Below are 17,382 nucleotides of genomic sequence, written 5' to 3'. Positions count from 1 at the left end.
TTTATTTTTTAATTTGTTGGAACATCCAATCGTAAATTTCTTTATTGTCATATACTCGCGTCCAGCTATCATGTCCTGCATCGTCGAAAATGGTCAGTTCAATATTTTTATTACAAGACCTCAATTTTTTATAGATTGCAATGGAGTAATTTACATCTACAACATCGTCAACTAGTCCATGAAAAATCCTAATAGGAATAGTCTCAATTTTACAGTTTTCAATCATGGGTACACGATCCACAAATCCAGCGATTGGTACTAAGGCCGCAAATATCTCAGGATGAGCAAAAGCTAAGTTCCATGCGCCCCAGCCTCCCATACTAAGTCCTGTTAAATAAATTCTTCTGGCATCAATCTTATTCTTCTTTTGGATTTTTAATATCAACTGATACAATACTTCAGTGTCCCAATATTCATTATCTGGACATTGTGGAGCCAAAACATAAGCATCTAGTTCGTTTTTCTTTAAATATTTAAACGGACCATGTGTTTTTACTTTTTCAATATCAGTCCCTTTTTCACCAGAACCATGAAGAAAGATAATTAATGGTTTTTTATCCATCGTATTTGCCGGAATGTGTAAAACATACTTCAATTCATGCTTTGAAACACTTTCAATTTTAATTTTTCCAGTAACTTCACCTTGAGCAAAGGAAATTAAGGTAGTTAATAACGTTATAGCTAGTAAAATGTATTTAGTCATCTCTTAAAAATTATATTTCGCAGACTGAAAGCCCATTTTCACTAAACCTGGCTTTACCTCTGGTGCATTCATAAATAGTTTCCATAGTAAACCGGTTCTATAATTTTCAATCATTGGGACAATCGTACCTTGATCAATAGCTAAATACCTCTGAGTTACCCAATTGTAATGGGGTGAGAAAGCATCATAAGGTCCTGCTATTCCTACATATTCCGATTTTTTTTCATCATATAAATAATGTAGAAATTTCATAGATTCAACGGGGGTATATGGAAATGATGATAAAGCAGCCGTTGGCGTAATGACTCCCACGTCATTATTAGGTTGATGTGCTGAGTAACCTGTAGTTCCATCATTATTTCTAGTATAACTAGCCGTTAAACCCCAAACCTTATCAGAATACCCTTTCCATTGCTTTGGATTAGCAATTGAATATTGATTCATTATTTTAGCATGATTTTGGGTTAATGCCCAAAAATCAGCATATTGATCTTTTAAATTAGAAGGATCTAAACCTATATAGGAATATTGAGACCAAAACATTGGTCCTACCGTTCCATTAGCTCCATTATGGTTTAGTACAACTGGAATACCATATTGGGAGGCTCCACTTTTAATTGCTCCACTTCTTGCCCACGCTTTGTGGTAAGCCGCTACTGGTATAGGATGAGTAGGAGATGACACTGCCATCACATAGGTAATTAGACATTCATCATATCCTTGAATTTTGAAATTCATTTCCCAACCGTAATTTGGACTCCAATGCCAATATAAAGCATCTTCTCCTTTAGTATACCAATCCCATTCAACACCTTTCCAAAGTTCGTCTGCCTTAGCGGCTAATGCTTTTTCAGTGGTATTTCCATCTTTAAAATATTCTCTAACCGTCAACAATCCCTGACAAAGAAATGCTGTTTCTACGAGATCTCCACCATTATCTTTTGTACCAAAAGGGATTACTTTACCGTCATTTCCGTTGATCCAATGTGGCCACGCACCATGAAAACGCTCTGCTTTCTCTAGGAAATTCATAGCTGTTGTCAAGCGAGAAACGGCTTCTGCTCTGGGAACAAAACCTCTATCAACACCTGCAATAATGGTCATTAATCCAAAACCAGATCCACCTGTTGTAACAATATTAGCTTCAAAACCAGGATCGTTAGTGTAATAGCGTTCTCTTGCTAACTTTGAGTTGGTTTCAGCATACTCCCAGAAATACTTTAATGCATCTTTTTGTACCTGGTCTAATGCTTCAATGTCAGTTAATGGAGTGGCTGTTGTACCTGGCGTAGTAGGTAAGGGTGTACCTCCACTTGGTTCTTTAACATCTGGAGATGAGTTAGAACAGGAGTTAAAAAGGCTTATTAAAACTAAACATATATAAACTTTCATTTTCAAATACTTTTATAATTATTATTTAAGAGCTAGTTTTCTTAAACTAGCTCTTACAACTTTTATCTATTGTCCTTTTCCAACTTATACAAGGCCACTACTTCATTATCAGTAAGTGCAGCATTATAAATTCTAAACTCGTCCATTAATCCGGTATAGTTAAGCATCCATCCATCAGGAGCACTCCATGGAGCACCCAAATGTTGTTGAAAGCCTCCAATTATAAATTTTGAAACATTTGAATTTGCCAAGTCGCCATAACCAACACCTCCAGTTTGAGGATCGCTAGCATAGCGCTTCGCTATTGAAGCTGGTAAATCAAGTTTTTTTCCATCGATGAACATGCTATAAGTCGAATTAGCACCATTATACATCCAAACAACATGTTTCCAAGATCCAAACATATTTGGCAAAAGGTTTGACCAGCCATGCTCTATAAATTGGCCTGACCAAGGAATACTAGGTGTTACATCTTTTTGAATATGATTTTTCATCAACATAGTATTTGCTGGCCCCGTTCCTTCAACCATTGTAAAAATGTTACCCCAAAAATCAGTCGTCTTTGGTAACATAAATAACGACTGTGCGCCGCCAGTATGTGGAGTTGTGTTAATCCACATAGAAACGGTAATGTTTTTTAGACTTACCAAAGAACTTGCTACAGTACTGTAAGCAATAAACGAACTAGAAGATCCTTGATAAGCTTGTCCTTTAATTCCTGGTGCATAGCTCACGGCTGTTCCTGTTCCACCAGTTATTCCGTTTTTCGAATCTGTGATATTATTTTCAAAACTTACCTTAGTAATTAAATTTGCAGCTGCGATCTCATCTGAGTTATCATATCCACCAATTGATTCATAAGGAATCGTGCTGTTTACTTTATCTATACTATCCTCATTACAGCTTATAAAAAACTGTGAAACAAGAACAGAAGTAAATAGGTATATGTATTTATTTTTTTTCATTTTTACTGTTTTTTAAAATTAATAACCTGGATTTTGTGTTGACAATCCATTTGCCTGATTAATAAAAGCCTGTGGCAAAGGAAATAATTCATGTTTTCCAGCGACAAATGTTTTTCCGTGAATTGCAAAAGCTGCAACAGCTTGCCCAGTTCTTACCAAGTCAAAAAAGCGATCGTGCTCAAAGGCCATTTCTACTCTTCTCTCTTTCCAGATAGCAATACGTACATCTGCTTTAGTAACTGCAATGGTGTTTCCTAATGCAGCTCTATTTCTAATTTGATTTAACAAAAGAATAGCCGCTGGAGTTTGATCTAATTCATTTAATGCTTCAGCCTTCATTAGTAAAACTTCGGCGTATCTCAAGTATTTGATATTAGCATCAGTTTCCCACGCATCCGTAAATGCAGAAGAATATGCTTTATAATTGTAACGAGAGTTTTCAACGGTTATTGGCACTACTCTACCATCATATAAAGTTGTTCCCGCAAAAATAATAGTTGCGTCTTTTCTAACATCACCTGGCTCATAAGCATTAACTAAACTCTCAGAAGGAGTATTAAAACCCCAACCCCATCCGCCGGCACCACGTGCACCTTGAGTGTTTGAATATCCTGCAATTCCTTTAGCTGGAACTGCACCAGTGCCATTGATTTCAAAAATTGATTCCGCATCATTCTCTCCAGCTAATCTAAACATTGTGGCATAGTTAGGAACAATTGAATATCCCGTAACTAGATCAGCGTTATCTACCACTTTCTGCCATTTTTTCTGGTACAAATTTACTTTTGCTAATAATGCATAGGCAGCGCCTTTTGAAGCTCTTCCTTTTTCTGCTGGAGCATATTCTGATTTATTAGGCAGTGCAGCAATCGCATCAGCTAAATCTTTTTCGATAAAACTATAAACTTCAGGAGCTGATTTACGTGTCAATTGCATGATTCTATCCTCGTCAGAAGAGGGATTTGGTAAATGATCTATAATAGGTACTCCGCCGTAAGTTTTTAATATAGTAAAATACATGAAGGCTCTCAAAAACTTCGCTTCGCCTATTAGTCTCGAGCGTAAAGCAGGATTTGCTTGATCTAATTGTGGCACAATACTTAATGCCTGGTTGCATCTGTTTATTCCTTCATAATTAGCCTCAAAAACCTCTCTAATAGAAGCGCTTGATGCATTATAGGTTAAGGCATCCAGCAGGTCTTTATCTGAACCTGTATCTCCAGGAGAAGAACCTTTATCAGCATCATCTGAAGCAATACTAGTTAGTCCAATCCAAGAAAACGAGCTCATATTGAAATCTAAAAACTTGTTATAGATTGCAGTAACAAATGTGGTTGCACCTTCGTCATTGTTAAATAAAGCAATATCCTTTGTAGAGATAGATTCTGTTTGGTCTACATCTAAATAGTCGTTTGAACATCCAGAAAAAAAGTAGGCGGATAGTACAAATAGTGATATATATATCTTTTTCATCGTATTAAAATTTTAAATTAGCACCAATAACAAGTGATCTTAGCGTTGGGTAGGCATCTAGTTCGATACCTTGACTACCATATGGGTCTCCATTACCATTTAATTCTGGAGAAAAACCAGAGAACTTTTGAGTGATAAATGGGTTTATTGCATTTACATACACGCGACAATAACTCAAAAATCCATTGTCAGCTAATGGCAGTTTATATCCTAAACTAATATTATTTACTCTGAAGAAATCACCTGATTCTAAATAATACGTTGAGGCAACTGGAACTTGGTTAAAAGGCGCTGGATTTGAAGCTGTAGTGTTATTTACTGTCCAGAAATTAGTAGCAACAGATTCTTCTATGTTCTCTCCTGAAAAACGTTGTGCTTTTTTACCATTGTACACTTTTGCACCTGAAGTTCCATATCCATCAAGAGATAAATCAAAGTTTTTATAGTTTACACCTAAAGTAATTCCGAAGGTCGAAGACGGCAAAATAGAACCCGCATACTTTTTGTCTTTATTAGCGTCCAATGCATCTTGAGCTACTGTCGTACCCGCTGCAGTATAATATAACATCTTACCGTTTGTAGGATCAACACCAGCGTACTCATACATGTAAAAACTACCTAATGGTTTTCCAATAGATGTATTATCAAGTAATTTTGTAAACTGTCCGTTTGATAAATCTCCTCCATTTATTGGAGCAAGAGTGGCGTCTTTTAAGCCTTTTAACTTATTGGTGTTATTAGAGAAATTTCCTCCAACCCAATAGCTTACATTATCAGTGATTTTATCATCCCAACGTAAACTAACTTCGTATCCTTTATTAGAGACTTGTCCCACATGTGCTGGAGAAGAATTACTAATCCCAGAGGTGATATATGGTCTAGTGTTTAAAATTACGTTTGTTGTTGTTTTATCATAAACATCAAAGGCTCCTTTTAATCTATTGTTTAACAATTCGAAATCAATACCTGCCGAAGTTTCTTCTGTAATCTCCCATGATAAACTTGGATCAACTTGCGAGTTGATTGTAGTTCCTTGGTACAAAATTGAACCACCTAAATAACTGCTTAGGCCTGAAGAATAGGCCTGATTATTAAGAGGTACATTTTGGTTTCCTAGTTTACCCCAACCTCCTCTTAATTTAAGCAAATCGATTCCTTTAACATCTGCCATGAAGTCTTCCTTAGTAACAACCCATCCAATTCCGAAGGCTGGAAAAGTTCCCCAACGATAATCTTTACCAAAATTAGATGAACCATCACGTCTTATTGTCCCAGTAAGCAAGTATCTGTCCATCAATTTATATTGAAAACGACCAAAATAAGACGCAAGCTTTGTTTTATTAAAAACTTCATCTCTATAACTTGTAACATTCCCTACTTCATTTACACCACTTAACGACCAGTAATTTGAATTAGGGTTTACATTCTTTCTAGAGATTGTCAATTGTTCGCGTGCTCCTTTGATAGAAGTTTCGATACCCGCTGTTAATTCAACATCATGAATATCTCCAAAAACCTCATTGTAAGTAACGTAGTTTGTTAGATTCCAATTGAAATATTGACTTCTTCCTTTTGTCAATAAATTGACATTGGCAGTAGAGTTGTATTGAGATTCAATTCGGCTAGGATCAGCAGCTAACCAAATATTTCTAGTGTCTTCAAAATTATAATTTTTCCAAGTGTAATATTCTCCATTAAATTGCGAAGTGAATTTTAATGATTCTACAATTTCATAATCTAACTTTAATCCACCTTGTAAGATGACGCTCTTTTGCTCTTCATTAAAGAAATCTAATTGCGCAACTGGATTTCCAACATTATTAAAATTTGATCCTGTTGTCCCTGCAAAACCATCATTCCCTACAAATGAAACTCCGTATTGTCCATTCGGAAAACGAACAGGGACTATTGGAGATTGCTTGTAAGCACTAGTAAAAGCATTTAGAGGCTTCGGGTTTGAATTAGTAATTCCGAAACTAAAATTTTGATTTAAGGTCAGTTTATTAGAAATTTTATATTCATTATTATTTCTAAAAGTAGTTCGATTATAATCTAATCCATTCAAAACCGCTTTTTCCTCATAGTTCCCTAAACTGAAGAAATATTTTATGTTTTCTGTAGAACCAGAAACAGAAATATTATTTTGAGTATATGAGCCAATTCTAGTGATCTCGTCAAACCAGTCAGTGTTTACCGGTTGATCTTGAGAAAAAGTTGTAGTTTGCAAAGCTGAATTAGAGTAATAGGAATATTTATTACTTCCCGACATTTTTACTCTCTTTAAAGGATCTCTAAATCCAGCAAAGCTTTCCAGTTCAACTGTGACACCGTCCCCTTTACCTTTTTTAGTTGTAATGATGATTACACCATTTGCAGCTCTAGTCCCATAAATAGCTAATGCTGATGCATCTTTCAAAATTTCATAAGAAGTAATATCATTTGTATTAATATTATTGATGTTTTCTGTAGGCATTCCATCAACAATATATAAAGGAGTACGTCCTCCTAATGCAGTTCCTAAACCTCTAATAATAACTGAAGGCGTACTTCCTGGTAAATCAGATGAAACAACTTGAACACCAGCCGCTTTACCTTGAATCGCTTGAGAAGCATTCAACACTTTAGTTTTAGAAATCTCTTCTGCCTTTAAAGAAGTGATTGCCGCTGTATTATCAATGGTCTTTCTAGTACCATAACCAATGATAACAACTTCCTTTAATGCAGTATCTTCCGATTCTAGCATCATTATACTCATGGGTCCAGCAGTCGCCTTAATAGAAACCGCCTCAAAACCCAACATGGTAACTTTTAATAAATCACCTGCTTTCGCATTGATATTAAAATTTCCGTCAAAATCAGTATCAGCATTTGAAGTGGGAGAAACCAAAATTGCACCTGGTATCCCAATTCCGTTTTTATCCAATACTTTACCCTTAATTACTTGCCCCGACATATAAGCTGGAAGTAGAAGGAGTGCTAAAAAGCTAAAAATAAAATTTCTCATCTATTAATAATTTGTTAATGTTAGTAGAGCTAAGTTAGATAACTACAACGTTATAGCAATCCTGTTTGAATTACTACATAACTACATCAAGCTAATAAAAAAATACTGTAATTCAATGATTTTAGGGGGTTTCGAGCGTGCTGAGTGATTACTTTACATCTCAATGATGTAGTAATGATGTGTTATAATTCTGTTACGAAATACCTTAAAAAAAATATAAAATGTAAAAAATAATTGGTTTTTATATTGATAATAAAAACTTAGAAAGGTTGTCATCTTGCACGAGCTGTAATTTCTTTCGCAATCGATAACGATGTAATTCAACTCCTCTAAAAGAAATATTCATCATTGGAGCGATTTCTTTCGAAGAAAGATTCATCTTTAAATAAATACATAACTTAATATCCTTCTGAGTAAGGTTTGGAAATCTTTTAGATAACGCAATTACAAATTCATTGTGAATCTGATTCAAATTCGTTTCAAATGTTTCCCATTCGTGTTTATTGACCGCATTTATTTTAATAGTCTTACTAATCTCACTCTTCAGTTTGTTTAAATCTGTTGCTGAATCTAAGATACCTTGGATACTTTCAATCATTTCACTTTGCTTCGCAATTGAAAGTGATTTCCCAGTTACCTCTGATGATTTTGTTTGCAGTTCTAATTCTAAAATGTGCTTTTCATATTCTTGACTATTCAATTCATTCTCCGCTTTCAATTCCATTTCCAGAATTTCCTTTTGGTGTTTCAATTCCTCTTCCTGTAATTTTAGCTTTTGAATGTAACGCATTTTATTCCATCTATAATACACTAATAAAATGGTTCCTATTACGACCATATATAGTACAATCATCCAAAAAGAGATATACCATGGATTCGCGATATAAAAGTCAAAACTTGAGACTTCGTTATAATTCATTCCATCATGACTGTATATCGTCAACACGTAATTTCCACTCTCTAAATTATTCAAAACGACTACTCCTCCATTCACTAGAGAATAGTCCTCGGACTTATTTATCTTATAAAATAGGCTTGGTTTACTTGACCCATAAATTCCTGAAGTTACATGTATCTTTAATTCTGAATTATATTTGATGGTGCTATTATTACCAACTAATTCATCATTATTATATGCTTCAATTTTAATTTTGGGATTTATAACCAAATCATTCTTCAATTGAAGTGAAATAAAACCATCATCTAAATTCAGCAAATAGCTATTACCATTTTTAAATACTTTTAGATAATCATTGATGATTTTACCTTTATAGTATTTTTCTTGAATTAAATTTCGAACAAAATTATTCCCTTTAACATCGACCTGATATAATAATCCCTCCTTTAGTATTATAAAATGATCTTCGTCTATTTTTACAATATCAGAAGTATTTGCAAAATTTGAATTAAATAATTCGTTTTCCACTAGCTGATTTGAAATTGAATTATAAGTATACCACGTTTTGTGAATCAAGAAAAGAATTTCATTTCTAAATTCAAATATTTTCACTCCAAAGTCATTCGCCTTCTTTTTACTTTTTTGTGTAATATTCTCCACCTCCATGGTTTCATAAAAATCATTGTAAGTTATTCTATACAGCCCTCTATAGTTATCAGCAGCCCATATTTCGTTTTTTTTATTTTGAGCAGCATATTTTATAGGCTTTAGAATCCCTTTAACATCAATTTTCTGAAAGAGGTCCTCTAAGTTATTATATATTGAAATACCACTGTAACTTGTCTGTAGATAAGAGTCGTTAACGTTACTTTTAACTAAACTCCAACCTCCATTTATATTATTTAATTTCGAAAAAATACTGTTTTCATAAACAAAAGTTCCTTCGTTATGGCCGATGATGAACTTATTATTTATCTTCTTGATATTCCAAGCTTGACCTTCTGAATTTGGAATTAGTGAAAAACCTTTATTTTCATATTTAAAAACACCATGATTAGAAGCCATCAAGTAACCATCGTTACTTTTAACAACCGAATAAACCGAACCCAAAGTGCCAGTATTATCATAAAAAATAGCAGTTGGTGAATTAATCTCTATATGTGCAATTCCATTATCTAAGCCTAACCATAAGTCATTCTCTTTGTCTAAGCCAATACTTAAAATAGAATTATTCATTAGTACATTTTTACGGTCAATATTTATATAGGTATTACTTTCAAGATTGAAAATATAAACACCTTTGCTACTTGTTCCTACAGCTAATTTGCTACCTTTTAGAAAACGAGCCCCGTTTATATTTGCGGTTTTTAAAGTCTCATTAAGCGAATTTTTCCAGGGAGTTAAAACTCCGTTTTCTTCGACGTAAATTCCATTCTTTTTAGTAAAAAAATAGATTTTGTTTTGGAACTTCTCAATTCCGTGGATGATATTATTTTCTAAAATACCCCACCCTTGCACTTTTTCGATACGAGAATTTACCATTCTATACACGCCAATGCTAACGGAAGCAATTAACAACTGGTTGTCGATTACATAGCAATAAGAAATTAGAAATGGTATCTTAATCTTTGTAATACTCTCTCCATCATACTTGTAAATAGAATTAAATGATTGAAAATAAATAGCTTTATTAAATTGAAAAATCTTCCAAATTTCTTCATTCTCCTTATCGTCAAAAACAGATTTTCCCTCCGATAATGACACATAATTCATCTTTCCGTTTTTGCGCATCCAATATCCAAATTCTTTATAGGAACCTGAATAAATCTTGTCATCTATAGCATAAATTGACCGTATAATGGTTTTATTTGGCAACATGTTTTTCTCCCATTTTACTCCGTCATAACGCAGTAAATAGTGATGATTTGCAAAATACATCGCATCATCATTACCTTGGGTAACATTCCACGATTGATTATCACCTTGATAATTTGATTTATTATAATTCTCTACAAAAGGAAGTAATTCCTGTGCATAAAATGGAGTAATTATTAGAAAGAATAAAAATATTTTTAAAGTAATAGCTTTCAAATCTAGATGGTTTTTACTCCAAATATACTCACATTTATTAGATTTAAGATGTAAAAAAAAACTCTTAACTGAGAATACTTCTGGAAAAAAGGGACAAATTGACCACGACTTTCCAGTTTCTATTGATCAGTGCAAACTATTGATTAACTCAACTACAAACAACCATTAACGTATCTAAAAATCAATAAATTAAAACAAATAATACTTATTAAACATATTAGAAATCAATGATCAATTTAAATTGGAATTAGATGGTCAACGGGACTGGAATTTACAATTTGTATGTGGATAGGCAATTTGCTGAGAATAAATTTATTGGACATGTTTTTGGGTTTCCAATCGCTACTTTTACAAAACAAGAATTTGAAAATTACGCAAATAAATCAATCCAAATGAAAAAAATTTTTTTTTATAGAAGCAAATGTCATATCTAAGTTTACAGATATTGAAATTTAATTTTAATTTTAAAAAAACTTTTTTGACGCAACCTTTTACAAAATTCAGCATCTTTATAAAAGAGGGATGGCTATTTTTTATAATTAAATCCTTAATTTATAATATACTTAATTATTGAAAAATGAAAAAAATTATTTTACTATTCGTACTAGCTACAACTTTTTTAAGCTGCAGTATTGATAATGATTATGAAGATAACTATCAGTACGAAATACTTCCTATTGAAAGCTATGTGCTTCCTGCAAGCTTTAAATTAGGAGAAACTTATACAATCAAATTGAATTATCAAAAACCTACAGAATGCTATCTTTATCAAGGTATTTACTATAGTAAAGATTCTAACATTAGAACTATAGCCATACAAGCCGCTGCAAAAAGTGACCAAGTTTGCATTGATGTGGTTCCTGCAGAGTCTGAAGTTTCATTTGATTTTTACCCAACAAATTCCGGTTCTTATGTTTTTAAGTTTTACAAAGGAAAAGATGCGGATGGTAAAGACCTATTTGAAAACGTAGAAATTCAAGTTGTTGACTAAAATAGTGTAATTCTGTGGTATTAGAACAATTAATTAATGAATGTAAAAAGAACTGCCCTAAGGCTCAAGAACAGTTATACCTATTATTCGTTAAAAAATTTTTTGGGGTATGTTTAAAATATTCATCTAGTTATGCAGACGCACAAGATAATCTCCAAGACGGATTCTTAATTATATTTGGAAAAATGAGACAGTTTAGCGATAAAGGTTCTTTCGAGGGATGGGCTAAAAGAATACTTATCAATAATATTCTCCAAAAATATAAAGGAGTTCGATTCATGGAGGTTTTAGATGATAAAATCGCTGATGTCGAAGTTGACATTGACGATGAGAATATTTCTCTCGAATTTCTGATGCAAATCATTCATGAACTACCAGATCAATATAGAATTGTTTTTAGCTTATATGTACTTGATGGATATTCTCATAAAGAGATTAGCGAAATACTGAATATTTCGACTGGAACTACAAAATCAAATCTTTTTAGAGCGCGCTTAATCTTAAAAGAAAAAATAGAAAAAATAACCGAAATTAAATACGAATCATCGGTAAAATGAAAAACAAAAAAAACATAGACCGATTGTTTCAAGAAAGATTCAAAGATTTTGAAACAGAACCTAATGATCAAACTTGGTTGAACATTCAAACTGCTTTACAAGAGGAAAAAAAAGAAAGACGAATAGTACCAATATGGTTTAAATATGCTGGTATTGCTGTGGTATTATTTCCTGCTTTATTTGCTTTGAACACTAACTTAAAAAAGACTAATTTACCTATAAACATTATCGTTTTAGAACAAGAAACGACAACTATACCTAATTCTAATGTTGATTCTAACACTACTAAGAACACAGAAGGCATAAACAAAAACTATCAAAGAAAAACAAACCAAATAGTTATTACTAATGATAAAATATCTAAATCAAACCGGACAAATACAGACCAACTATCTACAAAAACGAAGTCAAAAAACAATAGTACTGAAGCGAAATATCAAAATAGTACTGCGGTTTATCAAAAAGAATATAGTAGACCGCTAAAAGAGAATAAGTTAGTAAGGGATAAACTCAATACTGATGAGGCTCTTGTTGAGAGAAACAATACGAAAAATCTAATAATAGAGGAATCCGTTTTAAATAAAAATAATACTACAATACTTCTAAAAGATAAACAAGGTTCAAAAGTTGTTCAAACTAATGCAGAAAAATTAGAATCTCCTATTTCTACTGTTCCTAATGAACTCGAAGAACTTTTAAAGGAGAAAGAAGATAAAAAAGAGCTGAAAGTTGCTACTATCCATAAAAAAAAATGGAAATTAGTTCCTAATGTTGCTGCAATGTATCTCAATACCAATTCATCTGGCTCTGCCATCGACCCGCAATTATCCCAAAACAATAAAACAGCTGGTAGCGGCTTTAGCTATGGTGTTGGAATAAATTATGCTTTGAGTAATAAATTCGCCTTACGATCAGGAATTAATTCGTTTTCGGTAGGTTATAATACTAATGACGTGTCGTACGCAGCAGGCTTAAATAGTAATAGCTTGGCCAATCTTAAATATACCGCGAATAACGCTATAGAAATTCAAAATCAAGACAATTTAAACTCCTTAATTTCTTTTGAAAAAAATTTACAAAAAACAAGCAGCGGCTCCATTAATCAAAAAATGGGCTATTATGAAGTTCCGCTTGAAATTTCTTATGCTATTTTAGATAAAAAAATTGGTATCAATATCATTGGCGGAGTTAGTACTTTATTCTTAAAAGAAAACGAAATAGCATTAGTTTCTCCTGAAGCTAATTTCAAATTGGGAGAAGCGACCAATTTAAATTCAATACATTTCAGTACTAACTTTGGGATGGGATTTAAATACCAGTTTGCTAAATCATTTCAGTTAAATTTTGAACCTATCCTGAAATACCAACTCAATACATATTCTAACAAAACAGGAAATTTCAAACCTATTATTATTGGATTATATTCGGGAATTATTTACCATTTTTAATAATTACTATAGTACCTACACCTCCTATCCAAGATATCACAATTTTGCAACAGACTTGTCATAGTTGGTTAAAATGCAGTTCTAGTTGATAAAACAGTATTAATATACTTCCATCATTTTATCCTTGTTTGTTTTTTTTTTAATATTATACTATTTAAGAATTCAACCAATTCTTAAAATTATTAATTTCCTTTTTACTCAAAATAAGAGGATCTGAATCTGGAATAGGCACGTTTAAAAGTATTTCTATTTTTTGACTATTATGTTTAATAATTCCTGAATATAATTTCTGTTGATGATGTATTTTCTACTTATTTTGAAGAAAAGAACCGAATCAATTGTATTGACCAAATCTTTTAAATTATTATTATACAAATAACTATGTCCTGTATTGATATGAATAAAAAGGTGCTTCCCCGTTGCAAAAAAAATAAGCTATCGCTGAATCATTTATCGATATAAGTTTATCTCTATGGTTCACCAAAAAATTATTCTGAATATTGTTTTTATTTTCAATTTCAGTTAAAGACTTAACAATTAATCCTAGATTAAAAGTGTCTTTTATGTTTTTATATTTTATCAAAGATTCTAATAACTCTTCTTCAGCATAAGGCTTTAAAAGATAATCTATTGTGAAGTGTTTGAATACCTTAACCGCATATGAATCATAGGCAGTAATAAAAATAACAGGACATGAAATAGTTGTTTGTTCAAAAATATCGAGACTTTTACCGTCTCCTAAGTGGATATCCATAAAAGCAAGATCAACATTATTTTCTTTAAAAAAAATGGTAGCATTTTTCACAGACTTCAGTATATAAATTTCAGAGATAGAAAGTATTGTCTGTAGTTCAAGAACCGATTTTAGATATCTTGATGCAAGATTTTCATCTTCAATAATGGCTATTTTAATTTTGTTTTTTTTTGTACAAAGTTAAAAAAAAAGCTCCGTTAAAAAACGGAGCTTTAAGATTTACAATTCAGGATTATGCTGACCCCCAAAATTCGGACAATATATCCCGACTAATTTAGATAGGAATAAAAACCTTAAATTAGCACTATTATGTCAAGAACAAGAAGAACCTTCGGGAAAGACTTCAAATCCAAAGTTGTTTTGGAAGCCTTAAAAGAGAAAGATACCATCGAAGTATTATCAAAAAAATACGAGTTGCTGCCCAACCAAATTTCAATGTGGAAGGCAGAAGCGATCCGGAATCTTTCTGCGATTTTTTCTGCAGAAAAAACAGTTGTTGCCAAAGATGAAATTCCAACAGAGAAACTCTATGCTCGAATAGGTCAGCTGACTTTAGAGAATGACTTTTTAAATAAAAGTCTGGGTTAGTATCCATCAGTGAGCGAGTAAAAATGGTCGATACCCAAAATAAATTGAGCATTGTCAAACAATGTCGATTATTAGAAATTCATCGCGGCGGTCTTTATTATAAAGCAAAACAGGAAAGTTTAGAGAACTTGAAAATAATGCAACTACTAGACCAACAGTATTTTAATACTCCATCTTATGGTTGCAGGAAACTGACGTTCTGGCTCTAGGATTTAGGTTTTATAGTGAATCACAAACGGGTAAAACGATTGATGCAAATCATCAATTGGCAAACCATTTATAGGGAACCTAAAACAACAATGAGTAATAAAGAACATAAGAAATACCCTTATTTACTCAAAGGTTCGAAGATTACCCCTAAAAATCAGGTGTGGGCAACAGATATCACCTATATTCCTATGGCAAAAGGATTTATGTATTTGACTGCGATTATAGATTTGCATACAAGATTTGTTTTGAACTGGAGTGTAAGCAACACAATGAGTACCGATTGGTGTGCCGATATTTTGCAAGAAACCATACATAAGTATGGTGCGCCCGAAATTTTCAATATAGATCAAGGAAGTCAATACACCAGTGAGGTTCACACCAATGTGCTATTAAACAATGGAATAAAAATTTCTATGGACGGTAAAGGACGAGCTATTGACAACATTTTTATAGAACGATTATGGAGGACAGTCAAATACGAAAATGTATATTTACAAGCATATTCTGATGGAATCATGCTTTATAGAGGACTCAAAGATTATTTTGAATTTTATAATAAACGGCGACTTAATCAGTCATTAGACTATGGAACGCCATATAATAATTATTACAAAAAGGAAGTAGCATAAAATCAGAATGACTTTTTTTGGCTTTTCATAATAGCCAAAAGTTATCTCCTATTTCAGCCAAAATAATAGAATATCAAACTAAAAACCTATTTTAAATCGTTGAGATTTCTGTCTGAAAAATGGGTACAGTATATAGAACCCTCGTCCCTATCCTCCAAGACCATAACAACAAAATCAAAGAATTGGTGGGTAAATAATATGCACCCGCAACATTGGAGCGCTACAAGACCTCCTTAAAACATACAATCGATTTTCTCGAATGGAAATACAAAATATCCGATATCGAGATTGCCAAAATAAACCATGCTTTTATTACCGATTATGAATTTTACTTACGAAGTGTTAGAAAGTGCGCCAACAACACCGCTATCAAATACATCAAGAACTTTAGCAAAATCATGAAGATCTGTTTGGCCAACAATTGGATAGACAGAAACCCATTCAGTAACTACAAAGCTAAAATCAGAGAAGTGGAACGCGTGTATTTGTCAGAGGGAGAAATTGAGAATATCATCAACAAAGATTTCAAAACAGAAAGACTATCCTTAGTACGCGATATCTTTCTTTTTAGCTGCTTTACCCGTTTGGCTTACATTGATGTCAAAAACCTAACAAAGTCCCACATAAGCCTCGGTATTGATGGAGAAAAGTGGATATTCACCCACCGCCAGAAAACAGAAACGGCTTCGAAGATTCCAATTCTTCCAATTACCCAAATGATTATTGATAAATACGAGGATCATCTTGAAAGCTGCAATCAAAACAAACTGCTCCCCATTTTGAGCAACCAGAAAATGAATGCCTATTTAAAAGAGATCGCAGGCATTTGTGAAATCGAAAAAGAACTTACTTTTCACATTACACGCCATACTTTTGCAACCACAGTAACACTCACGAGCGGAGTTCCTATTGAAAGTGTTAGCAAAATGTTTGGACACAAAAACTTAAGAACCACTCAACATTATGCAAAGGTGTTAGATAAAAAAGTTAGTGAGGACATGATAATTTTAAGAAATAAAATGCTAAACAGAAACAATGATAAAATCATCAAAAAGGCTAATTAGAATTTTCACTAATTGAATTTAGCACTTAATAAGCTTAGAATAATGATTTAGTCTATGTAATCTGCTACTGGAAGTAAAACAATGCCAAATTTAAGGATGAAAGCACATTTGGAGCAAAAGCAAATTCAAGTTTAAATACCCCCTCGTCATCTCATAAAACCTCCCCCGCAAATAAAGACCTAAGGAAAAATTCGTTGATAGCTGATATTTTTCTTTAGCCATTTTAAGCTATTTCTTTGTTAAGTCGTTTCGACGTATTAAAAAATATTCGTCGAATTACTTACCACCGCAATCTTTACCTGCTAAATAATTAAAAATTTAATTATCGTAAAAGTTAAGCTCTATGAAATTGTTGAAGCTTCTCCTAAATGGTTTGAATAAAAACTAAATGAGGTCCTTCCTCCTCCCAGAATTGAGTCGTATGAAATAGACCCGCTGTCTGTTGTACTTGGCATACCTGATCTTGACTTACATATGACAGTATATTTTTAAAATACGGTGTAACAATATAAAATATTACTATCATGACTTTATAAAATATTTACTATTTGTAAACATTTTTAGTTAACTATTTAATAACGTCTTTAACAATAAGGCATTTATTTAATAACATTA

The 17,382-nt window shown here is 32.6% G+C and carries 15 protein-coding genes; 7 read left to right on the top strand and 8 right to left on the bottom strand.

What is annotated here, in order from left to right:
• Window position 1 precedes the first annotated feature (1 nt).
• The 6 genes from AC4PRO_RS05380 to AC4PRO_RS05355 form a co-directional block, all read right to left on the bottom strand.
• Window positions 2–703 (bottom strand): carboxylesterase family protein, encoded by a 702-nt coding sequence (locus AC4PRO_RS05380; protein ID WP_492116590.1) that lies wholly within the window; start codon window positions 701–703, stop codon window positions 2–4.
• Window positions 704–706: 3 nt separating this feature from the next.
• Window positions 707–2,101 (bottom strand): glucoamylase family protein, encoded by a 1,395-nt coding sequence (locus AC4PRO_RS05375; RefSeq protein WP_492116589.1) that lies wholly within the window; start codon window positions 2,099–2,101, stop codon window positions 707–709.
• Between the two features lie 56 nt (window positions 2,102–2,157).
• Window positions 2,158–3,060 carry a LamG-like jellyroll fold domain-containing protein gene (locus tag AC4PRO_RS05370; RefSeq protein WP_492116588.1) on the bottom strand — a complete coding sequence of 301 codons (903 nt, stop codon included), beginning with the start codon at window positions 3,058–3,060 and terminating at the stop codon, window positions 2,158–2,160.
• An 18-nt stretch (window positions 3,061–3,078) separates the two neighbouring features.
• A complete protein-coding gene (locus AC4PRO_RS05365; RefSeq protein WP_074722292.1) occupies window positions 3,079–4,533 on the bottom strand; it encodes a RagB/SusD family nutrient uptake outer membrane protein in 1,455 nt (484 codons plus the stop codon).
• A 4-nt stretch (window positions 4,534–4,537) separates the two neighbouring features.
• Window positions 4,538–7,537: a SusC/RagA family TonB-linked outer membrane protein gene (locus AC4PRO_RS05360; protein WP_492116587.1), complete on the bottom strand. Its 3,000-nt coding sequence runs from the start codon at window positions 7,535–7,537 to the stop codon at window positions 4,538–4,540.
• A gap of 241 nt (window positions 7,538–7,778) precedes the next feature.
• Window positions 7,779–10,526 carry a helix-turn-helix and ligand-binding sensor domain-containing protein gene (locus AC4PRO_RS05355; protein ID WP_492116586.1) on the bottom strand — a complete coding sequence of 916 codons (2,748 nt, stop codon included), beginning with the start codon at window positions 10,524–10,526 and terminating at the stop codon, window positions 7,779–7,781.
• A gap of 577 nt (window positions 10,527–11,103) precedes the next feature.
• On the opposite strand from AC4PRO_RS05355, the gene AC4PRO_RS05350 reads away from it, so the two are divergent.
• Genes AC4PRO_RS05350 through AC4PRO_RS05340 form a run of 3 tightly spaced genes read left to right on the top strand, consistent with a single transcriptional unit; the run spans window position 11,104 to window position 13,522 of the window.
• Window positions 11,104–11,517, top strand: a complete 414-nt coding sequence (locus AC4PRO_RS05350; RefSeq protein ID WP_492116585.1) for a hypothetical protein — start codon at window positions 11,104–11,106, stop codon at window positions 11,515–11,517.
• A gap of 14 nt (window positions 11,518–11,531) precedes the next feature.
• Window positions 11,532–12,074 carry an RNA polymerase sigma factor gene (locus AC4PRO_RS05345; RefSeq protein ID WP_074722302.1) on the top strand — a complete coding sequence of 181 codons (543 nt, stop codon included), beginning with the start codon at window positions 11,532–11,534 and terminating at the stop codon, window positions 12,072–12,074.
• Window positions 12,071–13,522: a hypothetical protein gene (locus tag AC4PRO_RS05340; protein ID WP_074722304.1), complete on the top strand. Its 1,452-nt coding sequence runs from the start codon at window positions 12,071–12,073 to the stop codon at window positions 13,520–13,522. Before AC4PRO_RS05345 ends, AC4PRO_RS05340 begins: the two co-directional genes overlap by 4 nt.
• A gap of 246 nt (window positions 13,523–13,768) precedes the next feature.
• On the opposite strand, the gene AC4PRO_RS05335 is transcribed toward AC4PRO_RS05340, so the two are convergent.
• A complete protein-coding gene (locus AC4PRO_RS05335; protein WP_245744893.1) occupies window positions 13,769–13,897 on the bottom strand; it encodes a LytTR family transcriptional regulator DNA-binding domain-containing protein in 129 nt (42 codons plus the stop codon).
• 4 nt (window positions 13,898–13,901) lie between these two features.
• Window positions 13,902–14,420, bottom strand: a complete 519-nt coding sequence (locus AC4PRO_RS05330; protein WP_492116634.1) for a LytR/AlgR family response regulator transcription factor — start codon at window positions 14,418–14,420, stop codon at window positions 13,902–13,904.
• 165 nt (window positions 14,421–14,585) lie between these two features.
• Here AC4PRO_RS05330 and AC4PRO_RS05325 point away from each other — a divergent pair, with 165 nt between their 5' ends.
• The 4 genes from AC4PRO_RS05325 to AC4PRO_RS05310 all read left to right on the top strand — a co-directional run bounded on the left by AC4PRO_RS05325 (window position 14,586) and on the right by AC4PRO_RS05310 (window position 16,767).
• Window positions 14,586–14,864 (top strand): transposase, encoded by a 279-nt coding sequence (locus AC4PRO_RS05325; RefSeq protein ID WP_492116584.1) that lies wholly within the window; start codon window positions 14,586–14,588, stop codon window positions 14,862–14,864.
• A 23-nt stretch (window positions 14,865–14,887) separates the two neighbouring features.
• Window positions 14,888–15,073 (top strand): hypothetical protein, encoded by a 186-nt coding sequence (locus tag AC4PRO_RS05320; protein WP_492116583.1) that lies wholly within the window; start codon window positions 14,888–14,890, stop codon window positions 15,071–15,073.
• Window positions 15,074–15,088: 15 nt separating this feature from the next.
• The gene (locus tag AC4PRO_RS05315; protein ID WP_492116582.1) at window positions 15,089–15,703 is read left to right on the top strand and encodes an IS3 family transposase; all 615 of its coding nucleotides are present in this window, start codon (window positions 15,089–15,091) and stop codon (window positions 15,701–15,703) included.
• 212 nt (window positions 15,704–15,915) lie between these two features.
• Complete coding sequence (locus AC4PRO_RS05310; RefSeq protein ID WP_492116581.1) at window positions 15,916–16,767, top strand: site-specific integrase; 852 nt, start codon at window positions 15,916–15,918, stop codon at window positions 16,765–16,767.
• Window positions 16,768–17,382 lie beyond the last annotated feature (615 nt).

The sequence above is a fragment of the Flavobacterium sp. DW-iso2 genome, assembly GCF_058725285.1.
Note: the sequence above shows the minus strand (reverse complement) of the source record. Positions and strands in the feature narration are given on the sequence as shown.

Bases quoted from the DNA above. Each gene is read 5' to 3' on its own strand.
- AC4PRO_RS05380 (WP_492116590.1), bottom strand. From the start codon at position 703: ATGACTAAATACATTTTACTAGCTATAACGTTATTAACTACCTTAATT.
- AC4PRO_RS05370 (WP_492116588.1), bottom strand. From the start codon at position 3,060: ATGAAAAAAAATAAATACATATACCTATTTACTTCTGTTCTTGTTTCA.
- AC4PRO_RS05365 (WP_074722292.1), bottom strand. From the start codon at position 4,533: ATGAAAAAGATATATATATCACTATTTGTACTATCCGCCTACTTTTTT.
- AC4PRO_RS05360 (WP_492116587.1), bottom strand. From the start codon at position 7,537: ATGAGAAATTTTATTTTTAGCTTTTTAGCACTCCTTCTACTTCCAGCT.
- AC4PRO_RS05350 (WP_492116585.1), top strand. From the start codon at position 11,104: ATGAAAAAAATTATTTTACTATTCGTACTAGCTACAACTTTTTTAAGC.
- AC4PRO_RS05340 (WP_074722304.1), top strand. From the start codon at position 12,071: ATGAAAAACAAAAAAAACATAGACCGATTGTTTCAAGAAAGATTCAAA.
- AC4PRO_RS05325 (WP_492116584.1), top strand. From the start codon at position 14,586: ATGTCAAGAACAAGAAGAACCTTCGGGAAAGACTTCAAATCCAAAGTT.
- AC4PRO_RS05320 (WP_492116583.1), top strand. From the start codon at position 14,888: ATGGTCGATACCCAAAATAAATTGAGCATTGTCAAACAATGTCGATTA.